This is a genomic window from Hymenobacter gummosus (genome assembly GCF_003970915.1).
In the GTDB taxonomy this organism is placed as follows: domain Bacteria; phylum Bacteroidota; class Bacteroidia; order Cytophagales; family Hymenobacteraceae; genus Solirubrum; species Solirubrum gummosum.
Map to the genome: position 1 here is coordinate 145,505 of NZ_RXOF01000019.1, position 13,118 is coordinate 158,622.

Annotated in this window: 10 protein-coding genes; 3 read left to right on the forward strand and 7 right to left on the reverse strand. The window is 64.1% G+C overall.

All coding sequences use genetic code 11. From position 1 onward, the window contains the following. Positions 1 to 176: 176 nt before the first annotated feature. From EJV47_RS24855 to EJV47_RS24880, 6 genes are all read right to left on the reverse strand, one after another. The gene (locus EJV47_RS24855) at positions 177 to 581 is read right to left on the reverse strand and encodes an ExbD/TolR family protein (protein ID WP_126695914.1); all 405 of its coding nucleotides are present in this window, start codon (positions 579 to 581) and stop codon (positions 177 to 179) included. Between the two features lie 98 nt (positions 582 to 679). Next, entirely contained in the window at positions 680 to 1,381 is a 702-nt protein-coding gene (locus tag EJV47_RS24860) for a MotA/TolQ/ExbB proton channel family protein (protein ID WP_126695915.1), read from the reverse strand. A gap of 1 nt (position 1,382) precedes the next feature. Beyond that, positions 1,383 to 2,534, reverse strand: coding sequence for an HU domain-containing protein (locus EJV47_RS24865; RefSeq protein ID WP_126695916.1), 1,152 nt, complete (start codon positions 2,532 to 2,534; stop codon positions 1,383 to 1,385). Between the two features lie 133 nt (positions 2,535 to 2,667). Beyond that, complete coding sequence (locus EJV47_RS24870) at positions 2,668 to 4,383, reverse strand: TonB-dependent receptor (RefSeq protein ID WP_126695917.1); 1,716 nt, start codon at positions 4,381 to 4,383, stop codon at positions 2,668 to 2,670. A 97-nt stretch (positions 4,384 to 4,480) separates the two neighbouring features. Beyond that, a complete protein-coding gene (locus EJV47_RS24875) occupies positions 4,481 to 7,687 on the reverse strand; it encodes a tetratricopeptide repeat protein (protein ID WP_126695918.1) in 3,207 nt (1,068 codons plus the stop codon). A 294-nt stretch (positions 7,688 to 7,981) separates the two neighbouring features. Then, positions 7,982 to 9,085, reverse strand: a complete 1,104-nt coding sequence (locus EJV47_RS24880; RefSeq protein ID WP_126695919.1) for a hypothetical protein — start codon at positions 9,083 to 9,085, stop codon at positions 7,982 to 7,984. Positions 9,086 to 9,416: 331 nt separating this feature from the next. Here EJV47_RS24880 and EJV47_RS24885 point away from each other — a divergent pair, with 331 nt between their 5' ends. Both EJV47_RS24885 and EJV47_RS24890 read left to right on the forward strand, forming a co-directional pair. After that, the gene (locus EJV47_RS24885; RefSeq protein WP_126695920.1) at positions 9,417 to 10,067 is read left to right on the forward strand and encodes a helix-turn-helix domain-containing protein; all 651 of its coding nucleotides are present in this window, start codon (positions 9,417 to 9,419) and stop codon (positions 10,065 to 10,067) included. Between the two features lie 66 nt (positions 10,068 to 10,133). Next, a complete protein-coding gene (locus EJV47_RS24890; protein ID WP_126695921.1) occupies positions 10,134 to 10,562 on the forward strand; it encodes a hypothetical protein in 429 nt (142 codons plus the stop codon). A 113-nt stretch (positions 10,563 to 10,675) separates the two neighbouring features. Here EJV47_RS24890 and EJV47_RS24895 read toward each other — a convergent pair whose 3' ends face one another. Continuing rightward, on the reverse strand, positions 10,676 to 11,203 hold the full coding sequence (locus tag EJV47_RS24895) for a hypothetical protein (protein WP_126695922.1): 528 nt from the start codon (positions 11,201 to 11,203) through the stop codon (positions 10,676 to 10,678). Positions 11,204 to 11,395: 192 nt separating this feature from the next. Between EJV47_RS24895 and EJV47_RS24900 the strand changes: the two genes are divergently transcribed. After that, positions 11,396 to 12,889, forward strand: coding sequence for a serine hydrolase domain-containing protein (locus EJV47_RS24900; RefSeq protein ID WP_126695923.1), 1,494 nt, complete (start codon positions 11,396 to 11,398; stop codon positions 12,887 to 12,889). Positions 12,890 to 13,118: the final 229 nt, after the last annotated feature.

A 13,118-nucleotide genomic window follows, 5' to 3' on the forward strand; every position in this document is an offset into this window, starting at 1 on the left:
CTTAATGGTTAAATGGCCGAATGGCTAAACGGTTAAATGGTCAAATGGCTCGATGGCTAAATGGTTAATCGTTCTGGCGTCAGCACGACCAGCCATTTAGCCATCGAGCCATTTGACCATCCAGAAAGCCAGAACGACCAGCCATTTAACCATCCGGCCATTTAGCCATTTAACGGTTATTTGCCCGATTCGGCCGCGGTGGCCATGACCATTTTAATCTTGAGCCGGTTGCCGATTTCGAGGATGTCCACCAGCTTCTGCACGTTCAGCGACTGGTCCACGCGCAGCACGGCGGTGGGGCTTTCCAGGCCCTGCACGCGCTTGGCCAGGTCGGCTTCCAGCTGGGTGGGCGTCACCGGCGTGCGGTCGATAAAGTACTGCCCGCTCGCGTCCACCGACACGGTAATGGGCTGCTTCATGGCCTGCTTGCCCGAGCGGGCATTGGGCAGCATGAGCTTGATGACGTTGGGATTCACCATCGTCGAGACAATCAGGAAGAACAGCATCAGGAAGAACATGATGTCGTTCATCGAGCTGGTCTCGACGTGCGAAGAAAGCTTACGACGACGGCTGAGGTCCATGCGGTGGGAATGTGCTAATATGCTGATGTGGCTAATGTGCTAATGCTGTTCTGGAATCCCATTAGCACATCAGCACATTAACACATTAGCACATTAAATTAATTGTCCTGCAGAATGTCCATGAACTCGATGGCCGAGTTTTCCATGCGGAACACCAGGCGCTCCACCATGATGCTGAGCCAGTGGTAGCCGATGTGGGCAATCATACCTACGATCAGGCCGGCGGCGGAGGTGACCATCTTGGTGTACAGACCGCCCGAAATCTGGGCGATGCCAAAGTCGCCGGTCGAGGCAATGGCGTAGAAGATGTTGATTACCCCGACGATGGTGCCCACGAAGCCGAGCATGGGGGCAATACCGGCGATGATGCCCAGGATGCTGATGTTTTTCTCGAGGCGGGCAATTTCCACCTTGCCCACGTTCTCCACGCTGGTTTCGATGTCCTTGAGCGGCTGGCCGATGCGGCGGATGCCCTTCTCAATCATGCGGGCCAGCGGGGAGGCCGTCTGGGCCGACAGCATCTTGGCGCCCTGCAGGTCGCCTTTCACCATCAGATTCCGGATCTGGTTCATAAACCCGTCGGGCAGCGCGGCGGCTTTGCGAATGGTGATGTAGCGCTCAATGATGATGTAGAACGACACCAGCGAAAGGGCGAAAATCGGAATCATGATCCAGCCCCCTTTCAGGATCAAATCGATTACCGAAATGGAATCGGGCTGGGCGGCGGCCGTGGCAGCGGCGGCCGTGGCGGAAGAGTCGGTGGCGACTACAGCTGTTTGCAGCAGCAGGGTTGCGAGCATGCTAATAGGGGTAAACCAGAATTTCGTTGCCGAACTGCTTTTTCAGCGCCGGCAGGCTTTGTTGGGCCGATTGCTTGTCAGCGAAATCAGCAACGGTGACGCGGTACTTCTTGGTATTGACCACGCCGCGGTGGCCCCAGCGCGGCAGCAGAATCTTGGCGGCGACGCCCTTGGCGGCGTAGTTCTGCTGCACCTGCGCGGCCCCGGCCATGGAATTGAACGTGGCCTTCACCACGTACCAGCGGTTGGACACGCCCGATACCGTGCTGCGGCCGGCCGCGGCTTTGGCCACCGGCTTCGCGGCCGGCTTGGCTTCCACCGCCGCCTTCGTCGCTGCCGCTACCGACGCCGTGGAGGCGGCCGGGGTTGCAGCCACGGGCTTCGGCGCGGCGGCTTTGGCTACCGGCGCCGCGGCGGCGGGCTTGCTGATTTCGGGGGCGGCTTCGGGCATGCCGTCGGGCACGGCGGTTTCCGTCCAGGGCTGGGCCAGGTTGGCCGCCTGCGGGCGGGGCTTCGGGGCGGCGGCTACTTCGGTTTCGGCGCTGGGCCACCACCAGCCCTGGGGCCACTTGCCGGCGTTGTGCCAGATTTGCAGATTGGCGACCAGCAGCAGGCCGAACGCACTGGCGCCTAGTACGCCGTTGAGTACGCGTTGCATAGTACGGCGGCGGGCCGGGGCCAGGGCGGGCGCCGGCGTCTGGTGGGTACGTTCGCGGGCCTGCAGGGCGTCGGTGGCGCGCACGGGGCGGGAAGTCAGCTCGGGCAGGCCGAAGGAGGCCGGCAGCAGGTTCTGGTGGCCGGTATACTCAAAATCCAGCCCGCGGCCGGGCAGGCTGCGGAAGATACCGATGCCGGGCAGCTCGGTGCGCTGCTGCTCGGCCAGCTCCTGTTGCATGCGCTGCACGGCGTCGCGCACCTGCTGGCGGGCCATGCCCGGGGTCAGGTGCAGCGTGCGGCTTACGGCATCCACCAGCAGGCCATCGTTGCGGGTCAGGGCCTGGTTGAAGGCCACGCGCTTGGTCGGCGGGGCCAGGGTGTGGCGCACCGGGTGCAGGCGGGCCGGCTCGTAGTCCGCAATCAGGCCGCCAAAGTCCGGGATGATGACGCAGTCATGGTCGCGGAGCAGGTGCTGGATGTGGTCGGTAAGCTGCAAGAGGAATGTGGTTGAATGTGAGAAATGTGCGAAATGTGTCTGAATACGAAGAATGTGCGGAATGTGGCAGGTGTGCGTCAGGCACCGTAACCACATTCTGCACATTTCTCACATTCAGTCACATTCGCACATTTTAAAACTGGTAGCCGGCGCCGGCCAGTACGTTGATTCCCTTCGTGGGATAGTTCAGGAAACGCTCGTACTTGCGGCCCAGCAGGTTGTTGCCCAAAACAAAGAAACTCAGATTTTCCGAAAAGCGGTAATCGGCCCGCAGGTTGAGGTCGATGACCGAGTCGGTTTTGCGCAGCACTTCGGAGTATTCCACGGGCAGGGTCGTGCTGCGGCGCAGCACCGAGCCGTAGCTGGAGCTGAGCCCGTACAGCTCCCCGCCGAGCATGAGCTTGTCGTACATGTTGTACGAAGCAAAGAAGGCGCCCTGGAAGTTGGGACGGTGGTAAGCCTTGGGCAGGTCCACCTTGTAGCCGTTGTAATCGAGGCGGGTGCCCACGCGCAGCTTCTCGGCCGCGTTGTAAATCAGCTCCCCGTGCACGTTGATGAGCTGGGTGCTGCCCTCGCGGTTGTACACCAGATCGTACTTGGTGGAGTCGCGGCGCGAGAGGTTGTAGAAGTACAGGTTGTTGTCGTTGGCCAGCGTCACCTTCACCGAGGCCTGCAGGGCGCGGGCCGGGGCGGCGTTGAAGCCGAAGAACACCGAGGGGCCGCGGCGGGTGTCGGCCACCTGCTGATTCTTGCGCAGCCAGGCGTTTTCCTGGGTCAGCTCGTACATCGTCACGCGCTGCAGCCCGCCGCCGAGGCCGGCGAAGAGCACGAACTTGTCCTCCACCACGGCGTAGCCCAGGCGCACGGCCGGAAACACGGTCACCTGCTTGGCGTCGTTGATGGTGTCGCCGGTGTAGCCCAGGGTGGCGCCGATGGCCACGTCGAGCCGCTCGCCGATGCGCTGCTCGTACTGGGCCGTGGCCTGCACGAAGGGACGGCTGACCTTGAGCGAATCCTCGAAGGAGATGAACGACAGGTCGCCGTCAAGGCGCACGCGGCCCTTTTCGGTCACGTAGTAGGCCGTGCGCAGCTGGGCGTACACGTCCGACTCCTTGGCCTCAAACCGGTCTTTCCAGTAGCGGTAGCCGGCGGCTAGGTCGTACTGAAACTTGGCGTCCCGGTCGCGGTTGCGCACGAAGGCCTGGGCGTCGACGCGGAAAAAGGTCTGCTTGATGGAATCGGCCGAGGGCTTGGGCTCGGTATTGGGGCTGTAGCCGTAGAAGTTGGCCCGGTCGCGGCCCAGCTTCACGCCTGCGCCCAGCGTCATGGCGCCGCGGTACAGCTCGCCGTTGAGGCCCAGGCGGCTCTGGCTCACCGAGGAGTTCTTACCGTCGACGGGGCCGCGGGCGGAGGACAGATGGCGCAGATCCAGGCCCAGGGCGTGGTCCTCGTTGCGGGTGGTGTGGGCGTGGGCCTCGCCGAACAGGGAGGCGTAGTTGCCCACCCCCACGCGGGCGTAGTTGCCCTGCAGGGGGAGCAGCTCCTCCTGCTTGATGGTCAGCACCCGTACCGAGGGGTTGAGGTTCTGGCTGGGCAGGCGGAAATCGGGGAAGGTGTATTTGACGACCCGGTCGGCCTTGGGCGGGGCGGGCAGCACCACCTTGTCGTAGTTGCGGGCGGCTTCGGGCAGCTGGTTTTCGCGCTCCTTCACCACCTCCACTTCGGCTTCCTCGATGGTGCCGCGCGGACGGGTAGGCTTGGTGGGCTGGGCCTGGGCCAGGGTGGGCAGGGCCGCGGCGCCCAGCAGGGCGGCGGCCAGAGTCAGGCGCTGAGAAGAACTAACGCTCATGTACGGGCTATGGCTGGCGGACTTGCGGCGGGGCTTTAGCCGGCGCGCCGCAAGTCCTATCAGAGTCAACGGTTTATTTTAGCGAAGGGCCTCTCTCCTATTCCTCCTCCGTCGACGGCGCATCCTGCTCGGGCGCGGCCGTGTCGGAGTTGGTGGTATCGGCCGGGGGCACCAACGACTGCCGGGCGCCAGCCTTGCCGGTGGCCGGCGTCTTGGCCGGGGCTTTGGTAGCGCCGGGCTTGGTCGTGGTGGTCTTGCCCTTGGTGGGCGCGGCCGGGGCGCTGTCGAGGGCGGCCAGCTTGCGCTTGGCCTCGTCCACGATTTCCTGCACCGGGAATTTGTTGTCGATGATGGAGTTCAGCGTGGCCTTGGCCTGGAACGCCTCGCCCTGGTCGCGGTAAATGTCGGAAATCAGCAAAAAGGCCCGGCCCAGCCAGAGGTCAAACTGGTTGAAGTCGGAGTTTAGCTTGAAGGCCGCGTCGAGGGCGGGCTCGTACTTTTTCTGCTGGTAGAGGGCGTCGGCCAGCAGGTACTGGGCTTCGGCCCCGTTCACGTCCACCGTCCGGGCCGACTCCGTGAGGGCCGGAATGGCCGCGTCGAGGTTGCCAGCCTTGTAGTCGGCCTTGCCCACGTACAGGCGGGCCTGGCTGATGATGACCGGCGTGGCACTGCCCTCGGTCACTACTTCGCCGGCCACGCGCTTGGCGTCGGCAAACTGGCCGCCTTCATAGAGGCTGCGGGCCAGGCCCAGGCCGGCCGAGGCCCGCTCCCGGGCCACGCGGGTGGTCTGGCGCAGCCGGTCGTAGTACTTGGCGGCTTCGGGGTAGTTCTGGTTTTCGAACTCCAGCTCAGCCACGCGGGCCACGGCGCGGTTCACGTACTCGCTCTTGTTTTCCTCGGCCACGGCCCGCAGGCGCGGCAGCGCGTCCTGCTTGCGGTTGGTCTTAAGGTAGGAGTCGGCCAGGAAAAAGCGGGCGTCGGGAGCCAGGGCGCTGCCGGAGTGCTCCTTGAGGTAGCTTTCCAGGCGGGGCACGGCCTGCTGGTACTTCTCGGCCAGGTACAAGGACTTGGCAGCCTCAAACTCCACCGACTCCACCGCCTTGTCGTTGGGGTTGGTGGCTTTGTACTCGGCCAGGTACTGGTCGAACTCCTCGGCCTTGCCAGCGGCGGCCAGGGTTTCCTGCAGGGCCGAAATGGCGTTGGTGGCCGCTTTGGTGCGCGGAAACTGCCGCAGCACCTGCTGGAAGTCGGCGGCGGCCTTGTCGTGCTGCTGCAGGTTCTGGTAGGAGGTGCCGCGCTTCACCAGGGCCGAGGGCAGCAGCGGGGAGTTGGGCCGGTTCTCGATCAGGCGGGTGAAGCCTTGGATGGCGGGCTGGTAGTTGCCGCTTTCGTAGTCCAGGTTGGCCTGCTGGTACACCGCGTCGTCGGCGTAGCGCGAGTTGGGCGACACGCGCAAGAGCGTCTGCAGGGTTTTGGCGGCCTCGTCGCGGCGGCCCATCAGGCCCAGGGTTACGCTTTTCTGGTAGTAGGCAAAGTCCTTGTCGGCCGCGTTGGCCTGAATGACCTTGTCGTAGAGCTCCAGGGCCTGCGCGTAGTTTTTGTTGATGTAGTACGTGTCGGCCAGGCGCAGCGTCACGTCGTAGTAGTTCGGGTCGGAGGCGGGCTTGGCCACCGGGTCGGCCAGATATTGCTGGAAGTAGGGCCGCGCCTGGTCGTACTTCTTGGTGTTGTAGTAGGCGTAGCCCAGGCCGTAGCGGGCCTTCTGGTCGTAGTCGGTATCGGCGGCCGAGCCGCGGCCGGCGGTGCGCAGGGCGGCGGTGTAGGAGCTGATGGCCTTGGGGTACTCCTGCCCGATGCTGTAGACTTCGCCGCGCAGCACCTCGGCCCCGGCCCGGATGGCCTCGTCCTGGGGGTACTTCAGGCTTTTGTCGAGCAAGGGCAGGGCCTGCTGGTACTGCCCGTTGTTGTAGAGCGAGGCGGCCTGCAGGTAGGTGATGCGCTGGTACGTCGCGTTGAGCTTGGTGGTGCGCTCGTCGAGGTTGTCGAGGTAGCGCAGGGCCCGGGCGTAGTCGGTGGTGCTCAGGTAGGCCTCGGAAAGCAAATCGTCGGCGGCCGCGCGGTTTTTGGAGCGGGGGTACTTCTTGCCGAACTCTTCCAGGGCCGTAATGGCGTCGGGGGTGTTGCCCAGCTCGTAGCTGACCTGCGCGTACTTCAGGGCCGCGTTTTCGGCCACCTGCTTGTCGAAGGTGGCTTTGCGGGCCGCGTCGAACGAGTTTAGGGCCAGCTGCTTGGAGCCGGTCTGCAGGTAACTCAGGCCGAGGTGGTAGGCCGCGTTCTGGCCCAGCGAATCCCGACCGGCGGCAATGCCCTTGAACGGGCCGATGGCGCCCTTGAAGTCGCCCTGCTTGAAGTTGGCGTAGCCGATTTTGTAGCTCACCATCGGGTCCATCTTCTTGCGGCCGGCGGCGTACTTGTCGAAGTACTGGGCGGCTTTGGCCCAGTCCTCCTTCTGGTAAAAGGCGTCGCCCACCAGCAGCTGAATCTCGTCGGCGCCTTGGGGCGGCGGATTCTGGGCCAGGGCCTTGGTGCCGTAGTCGATGAGCCCGTCGTAGTTGCCCTCCTTGTAGTAGATCTGGCTCATGATGGCCGGCACCACGGGGCGGTAGGCATCATTTTGCTCGGCGGTAGCCAAGTCGGCGCGGGCGGCTTTGTAGTCGCCCTGGCGGTAGGCCAGGTAGCCGGCGTAGTAGCTGCTGGAGTAGCGGTACTGGTGCTGGCCCTGCTTGTTGCGGTCGAAGATGAGCTTGGCCTTGTCGTACTCCTTGAGCTGGAACAGGCTGTAGGCCTGCTTGAACTCGGCCTCGGCCCGCTGGTCGGCGGTGAGGCCCGTGGGGGCCACGCGGGCCAGGTAGCTGTCGGCGGCCTTGTAGTCCTTCTTGTCGAAGTAGAACTTGCCCAGCTCGAAGTAGGCCGAGGCGGCTTTGGGGTGGGCCGGGTTATTCTCGGCGAAGGCGAGGATGCGCCCCTCCGAGTCGGGGTGAAACAGGTAGAGGCCGCTCACGGCCAGGTAGTACTCGGCGTCGGCGGTCCGGTCGCGCAGCTCGCCGGTGCGGCGCACGGTGGCGTCGAGGTACTGCTGGAACGACTGCTGGGCGGCGCCGTACTGGCCGCGGTCGAACAGCTCCAGGCCGTCGAAGTAGTAGCGTTCCTCGTTGGTGAATTTCTGGGTATGCTGGGCCTGCAGGGCCAGGGGCGTCGCGGCGCTGAGCGAGGCCGCCAGCGCCAGGCGGGGCAGTAACTTCATTGGCGGGGCGTTGCGGGGGCCAGTCTCGGGGCGAGACCGGGTCTGGTCAAAAGTAGGGAAAAATGCCCGCGGGTTGCGGCGTGCGGCCTGCTTTCAACGTGGAATGGGGGGATTGGGGTATGTGGGGGTGCGGCGCTGGCGCGAGTTTTAGCGCAGCGTAACTCGTGCCGGACCTTGCCGGGAGGCTGCGCCTCCCCCGCCAGAACGACCAACGTTCCCCGGAGTGGTGTCGGTTTGCCGTTCGCATAACAGCAGAGCTGCAACCTATATTGTTCATATGAATAATAATTAAGTCTATTCCTTAGACTCATTTTTCTTCCGATTCCTCTTCTTTTTTGCATCAGATTGAGGTAAAGAACCCTGGCCATCAACAGTCTGTTTCGCCAGCATTTCTTGCAAATATTTTTCTACTCTTTCCTGCTCTTCAAGCCGACGCTGTTCTTGTCTAGCCACATATTCAGCTTCAGTACCAGAGTACTGAATTTGGCCACATGTCAAACAGAAAATTTCGTCTTTATCTTCTCCATAGAACCTTACACTGCCTTTACAAGCTGTATACCAGCAGTCTTTTCGAACCACTGGTGTTTCTATGTTGCAATTCAGACATATTACTACCGGGCCGCCCTCGGAATCTTTATCAAGAAAAGCCCAAGTATAAGGGTACCTACCGTAACCAACACCTGCGTCCCATTGCAGCTTACAGAATGGACATATATACCGTCTAGCACGCGTATTAAGAGTGAACTGCCTATCAAACTTAGCTTTACCAACACTCGCTTCAACATAATCTAAACGTTCGGCAAATTCAGCCAACTGAGTGCCAAAATGTATTCCCATAGCATCAGCCAATGGATGATTAGCGAATTCCTGCAGTAGGGCATTCCACCATACATCTGGCCCCTCAAATAAGAGAAAGGTATCTAAGATGTCTTCTATGAGTTTTTTTGGGGTCAGCGCAGTTCTTGAAATACCATGCACGATACGGTTGCGCAACGTACGTATCGCTTCTACATGATCAACAACATCCGGGCTTAAACTCCTTTTAGTCGTCGCTGCGTATGTTCTTAGTAAGGCTTCTGCTGGAGTAGAATAGAAATCGTTAAAGTCTCTATCATCTTGTCCTGGTAATACAGGCCAATCTTTACGTCTTCCTTCTAGTAATAGCAATGGACTGGTTTCGCAAATACTGGCCTTCATAAATGACTCTATGGTTTGATGTATTAGGACTACTGCGGTATTAAGCCTTCCTTGTGAGTATTTCCATACATCCTCTTTTAGGGCTTTTTCGCCAAAATCAAAGATGGCCTTATCCATTTCAAAAATCAGGTTGAAGGCCTGAGCTAAACAGTTGTGAGCAAGCTTCTGGAACTCCTCACTATTAGGCTGGTTGATAATCATGGTAAATCAGAAAGGCCCTAAACATAATAGGAAAGATTACATATCATATTTTCTGCATCAGTTTACATCTCACGTAGCTGTTCCACGTCGTCTATGCTATGGCCTGGACGGCGTGGAATAGAGAATCGCTTCAATTCAGCACTAACCTTGCCATCAGGTTCCCCAAGCCGCCCCCGTCACTCGGGGCGGCTTGTTGCTTTCGGGCCCATCCAGCGGCAAAGTCTGCGCTGTTTTTTGATAAAGTCTTTCATAACAGCGCAAGCTTATCTATTTGCTTTGCGCTGTTTTTAGATATCTTCTCAAAAAACAGCGCAAACTATCCCTATCCCTGATGCCCCGCCGCATTGTCTCCATTTCCCTCCTGGCCCGCGTACGCAACTGGTTTGGCCTCACGCAAGCTGAAATTGCCCTGTACCTGGGCATCAGCCCGCCCTTGGCGCGTGACATAGAATCTGAGCGCCGCCCTCTCTCCTACGCCGTCACCGTGGCCCTGATGCCGCTGCTGCACCAGCTGCCCCCGCCCGAGGTGTCGGCCGCCGTGCCCGGCCCCGCCGCGCCCCTGCCACCGGCCACCCCCGCCCCCGACGCGGCCGACCTGGACCTGCGCCGCCGGGAGTGCCTGCACCGGGCCACCCGGCTGCTGCGCGAGGCCGAGGGGCTGGCCCAGCGCGCCCGCGTGGCCGCCCGCTGGGCCGAGGCCCTGCCCGCCCTGCTCCCACCCGAACCGGGCACGGCGCTACCCGACACCCCCGCCGGCCGGGCCCTGGCGGGGTCCCTGGCCCAGGCCGCCGACCCCACCGACCCGGCCCGCGCCGTGGACCACGCCCGCTGGCTGCGGGGCTGGCTGCGGCACCGCGCCCGGCCCCTGTCGGCCGCGGAGGCTACGTGCTACCACCGGCTGCGGGCCCAGGCCGCGGGGCTGCAGGCGGAGGCCGCCGCGCTGGCCGCTGAAATACCGGCAAGCCTCTTGGAATTATCATAGCGCCTTTTCTATATTCGACGCAGTAGTGTGCTGTTCTTTTTTCACTTATTTTCTTTCTCCACTGCCATGAGCACCAATCCTGATTACTCCTTACTGACCACCATAGCCGAGTGCGACGACGCCGAAGCCGCCGTGACCCTCGAGCTGGAAACCTTTGACCACCGCGACCGGGGCTACACCCTAGCGGATAAGCGGGCCGATGCCAGCCAGGCCGCCGGCTCGGCCACCCTGGCCAAAAAAGACGAAGAAATAGCCCAGGCCCAGTACAAGGCCGCCGCCCCCGGCCTCGCGGGCCAGGCCAAGCAGGACGCCGACGACCTGGTGGAGTTGCTGCAGGCCCAGCGCAAGAAAATCGTGCGCGACAACCGCGCCGACACCGGCCTGGGCCGCTTCAAAATAACCGTCGACGCGGCCCAGGCCGAAAACCAGACGACGCTGCTCAGCTCCATCCGGGACGGCGTCCGCGCCCGCCGCGACGAGTTGCGCCGCGCGTAGCCGCCCCCGCCCTTCCGCAGCCACTACCCGAAAACGCCCTTCCGGCCGCGCGGCCGGAAGGGCGTTTTCGTGTGCTGCCCGGTGCCGCCTTTGCCAGGGGGCGCGGGGGGCCGCTAAGCCGCCCGCCGCGCCAGCCCGGCCCGCACGCCGCGGCCCGCCCAGGCCCCCAGCAGGCCGGCCCCCACGCTGCCCAGCGGCAGCACGTAGGCCAGGGGCTTGCCCACGTAGTCGGCCAGGCAGTCGCGCAGGTGCTGCTGGTAGTCGGCGGCGGTGGTGCCGGGGAAGGGGGCGAAGCGGATGGCGTGCTGGGCGAAGTTCCAGCCGCTGCCCGCCAGCGCGGCCAGCAGCAGCACCCCGATGCCACCCACCGCCCCGATGCCCGCCGCGCGGCCGGGGCGACGCCCGATAGCCGGGCCGGCCCAGGTGCCGGCCAGGGCCGCCCCGCCCAGCAGCACGAAGCCAGCCACGGCCAGGCTCGGTCCAAATTCGGTGCGGCCCGGCCACAGCAGGCGCAGGCGCTGCCCGGCGGGCGCGAAGGCCGCGGCGGCCGCGGCGTAGGTCAGCAGGCCGCCCAGCGCGGCGGCTTGCAGGGCGCGGCGCCGGCCCAGGGCGCGGGCAGCCGTAACGGGGGGTGGCATCATTGGCGGTGGCGGGGCGCGGCGGGCCGCCGGGTGGTCGGCGGCGGGCGGCGGGCCCGCGGCGGTATACGCCAATGCGGCCGGCACGGTGCGCCTACCCGGGTCCCGCACGGCGGGCCGGGCGGCTTTTCCGCCGGGGCCCGGTAACCTTCCCGCAAAACGGCAGTTTCCACGCCCGACTTTCCGGCTTTTCCGATGCTGCACGCTTCCCTGCCCGGCCTGGTGGCCGGCCTTGCGCTGGCCCTGGCGCCCTTTTCCACTCCACCCGCTTCTGCTCCCAGCCCCGCCGCGGCCCCGGCGGCCCTGGCTTCCTCGCCGGCGCGGCAGGTGGAGGCGCTGCTGCGGCGCGAGATGCAGGAGCGGCGCATTCCGGGCCTGCAGGTGGCCGTGGTGCAGCGGGGCCGCCTGGTGCTGCTGCGCGCCTACGGCCTGGCCGACGTGCAGCAGCAGGTGCCCGTAACCGACCAGAGCGTGTTTGCCATCAACTCCTGCACCAAGGCCCTGACCGGGGTGGCCATCATGCAGCTGGTGGAGGCGGGCCGGCTGGAGCTGGACGCGCCCGTATCGCGCTACCTCGGCGGGCTGCCCGCGGCCTGGCAGCCCGTAACGGTACGGCAGCTGCTTACCCACGTCTCGGGGCTGCCCAACGTGCTGCGGGTGCTCAACCCGGCCACCGGCGGGCTCATGGGCTCGGAGGCCGAGGCCTGGGCCAAGGTGCGCGCCCTGCCGCTGGATTTTGCGCCCGGCACGCAGTTCAGCTACAACCAGACCAACTACGCCCTGCTGGGCCGGCTGATTGACACCCTGGCGGCCCGGCCCTTTGCCGAGGTATTCCGGGAGCAGCAGTTTCAGGTGGCCGGCATGGCCGCCACCGCCTTCGGCGACTCCCGCGACGTGATTCCCCGCTTTGCCCCCACCTACCGCTACCTCACGCGCTGGGACGGGCAGGCCCTGCCCGAGCCCCGGCTGGCGGGCAACTACGCCGAGTTTCCGGCCTTCCGCCGCACCGCCTCGGGGCTGAACAGCACCGCCGCCGACCTGGCCCGCTGGCTCATCGCCCTGCAAAGCGGCCAGCTGCTCAAAACCAAGGCGGCGCTGCAGACCCTCTGGACCCCGGGCCGCTACCTCGACGGCACGCCGACGCAGTGGGCCCTGGGCTGGCTGACCAAGCCCCGCCCCCGGCACCCGGCCGTGCTGGCCACCGGCGGGGGCCGGGCCGCCTTCGCCGTGTACCCCGACGACGAGCTGGCCGTGGTGGTGCTGACCAACCTGGCCGGCTCCTTTCCCGAAGACTTCCTCGACGAGCTGGCCGGCTGCTACCAGCCCGCCATTCCCGCCGCCGACCCCGTCACCTGGCTGCGCATGCAGCTGCGCCGGCGCGGCTTCGAGCAGGCCGAGGCGGTGGTGCGCGAGGAGCAGCAGCGCAACCCCGCCTTCCGCCCCGCCGAACCCGACCTGAACGACTGGGCCTACCGCCTGCTCAGCAACGGGCAGCTCGCCCAGGCCCTGCCCGTGTTCCGGCTTACCGTCAGCCTTTACCCCCAAAGCTGGAACGCCTACGACAGCTACGGCGAAGCCCTGGCCAAAAGCGGCCAAAAGGCCGAGGCCATCCGCATGTACCAGCAATCCGTGGCGCTGAACCCCAACAACCAAGGCGGCCGCAAGATGCTGGAGCAGCTGAGCCGGTAGGCAGTGTGCCGGGTTCGTGCTAGAAGCTAAAGCTACTGGCTAGTTCCCCTCCTCAGCTGACGCCCGAATGCGGGAGCATGAAGGGGGCGAGCGTAGCTCTGGGTTAGATACTGTGATGGAAAGCAAGAAACAGGAGCAGTTTTTTACCTTGGGGCTCGTTTGAGGAGAGCCTGCGGGTTCATCCTGCGTAGCCCCGGCCCGTCACGCGGCCGGGGCTATTTCTTTTTCG

Excerpts from the sequence above, each read along its gene's own strand:
- EJV47_RS24875 (WP_126695918.1), bottom strand. The coding sequence starts at position 7,687 with ATGAAGTTACTGCCCCGCCTGGCGCTGGCGGCCTCGCTCAGCGCCGCG.
- EJV47_RS24870 (WP_126695917.1), bottom strand. The coding sequence starts at position 4,383 with ATGAGCGTTAGTTCTTCTCAGCGCCTGACTCTGGCCGCCGCCCTGCTG.
- EJV47_RS24895 (WP_126695922.1), bottom strand. The coding sequence starts at position 11,203 with ATGATGCCACCCCCCGTTACGGCTGCCCGCGCCCTGGGCCGGCGCCGC.
- EJV47_RS24880 (WP_126695919.1), bottom strand. The coding sequence starts at position 9,085 with ATGATTATCAACCAGCCTAATAGTGAGGAGTTCCAGAAGCTTGCTCAC.
- EJV47_RS24885 (WP_126695920.1), top strand. The coding sequence starts at position 9,417 with ATGCCCCGCCGCATTGTCTCCATTTCCCTCCTGGCCCGCGTACGCAAC.
- EJV47_RS24890 (WP_126695921.1), top strand. The coding sequence starts at position 10,134 with ATGAGCACCAATCCTGATTACTCCTTACTGACCACCATAGCCGAGTGC.
- EJV47_RS24855 (WP_126695914.1), bottom strand. The coding sequence starts at position 581 with ATGGACCTCAGCCGTCGTCGTAAGCTTTCTTCGCACGTCGAGACCAGC.
- EJV47_RS24860 (WP_126695915.1), bottom strand. The coding sequence starts at position 1,381 with ATGCTCGCAACCCTGCTGCTGCAAACAGCTGTAGTCGCCACCGACTCT.
- EJV47_RS24900 (WP_126695923.1), top strand. The coding sequence starts at position 11,396 with ATGCTGCACGCTTCCCTGCCCGGCCTGGTGGCCGGCCTTGCGCTGGCC.